A 1,228-nucleotide genomic window follows, 5' to 3' on the forward strand; every position below is an offset into this window, starting at 1 on the left:
ATTGGCCGTAACGGTCCACAACCGAGGTGCCCGGATCGTCGCCCATCCGGTGGGTACCTACCTCGTGGGTGGACACATGGTAAGGCGGCGCGGTCGGCGGTCCAGCGGCCGAGGGTATGGAGGCCGCCGGCGGGCGGATGGGGCTGCAGGTTCACTCGGCTTTCTCCAGGATGTCGCGCTGCCGGGCGGCTGCCTGGCGGCGCTGGCCGCGGCTGAGGGTGGCCCGCTGCACCGCGCCGGTGATGCCGCCGGGCAGGAACAGGACCACCAGGATGAACAGTGTACCGAGGATGAACAGCGGCTCCGAGAGCGGGATCCGCAGGATGTCCGGCAGGTTGGCGATGGCCTCCGACTGCGCCAGCGCCGTCAGCCGCTGGTCCAGCAGCGTGTAGAAGACGCCGCCGATGACCGCTCCCCAGCGCGAGCCCACGCCGCCGAGCACCACCATGACCAGCAGGGTGATGGTGAAGTCGGCCGAGAGGCTGCGCGGGACGGCACCGGACTGCAGCAGCAGGTAGACCATGCCGACCGCCGAGGCCAGCACGCCGCCGACCACGAACACCAGCAGCTTGACCAGGTAGGGCTGCAGCCCGATGACCCGCACGCGCAGCTCGTTCTCGCGCACCGCCGCGGCCACGTGGCCGGCGCGGCTGAACTGCACCCAGCTGACGACGGCGAAGACCACCAGCAGCACGATCAGCGCCAGCCAGTACAGGTTGCGGGTGTTGGCCACGCCCAGCAGGGCCTCGGGCAGGTTCTCCGTGGCCAGGGTCAGGCCCTCTTCGCCGCCGGTGGCCTGGCCGGGGTTGCGGCCCACCAGCACGTGGCCGGCCTCCGCGAAGGCCAGGGTGACCATGGCGAACGGGATGCCGGTCACGCGCAGGCCGACCGCGCCGACCACGTGGGCCAGCACGATGACCAGCAGCAGCGTCAGGCCCATGGCCGGCAGCAGCGGGATGTCGAACGTGTCCAGGATGACGCCGAGCCCGTAGACCCCGGCGCCGAAGTACAGCGCATGGCCGAAGGAGAGCAGGCCGGTGACGCCGAGCAGCAGGTGGTAGCTGAGCGCCGCGGCGGCCATCAGCATGCACATGGCGATCAGCTGCAACGAACCCGGGGTGTAGGTGGGCCCGGGCAGCACGCCCGGCAGGGAGAGGTTCAGCAGCGGCAGCAGGGCCAGCAGCACCACGGCCGCTCCCCCGGCGGCCCACTTGAGCAGCCCGCGGAC

Annotated in this window: 1 protein-coding gene; it reads right to left on the minus strand. The window is 71.4% G+C overall.

The window, feature by feature from the left end; genetic code table 11:
* Positions 1 to 151: 151 nt before the first annotated feature.
* Positions 152 to 1,219 (minus strand): branched-chain amino acid ABC transporter permease, encoded by a 1,068-nt coding sequence (locus AC5RV2_RS18155; RefSeq protein ID WP_494093486.1) that lies wholly within the window; start codon positions 1,217 to 1,219, stop codon positions 152 to 154.
* Between the last annotated feature and the right edge of the window lie 9 nt (positions 1,220 to 1,228).

The sequence above is a fragment of the Arthrobacter sp. Y3225116 genome (assembly GCF_059091245.1).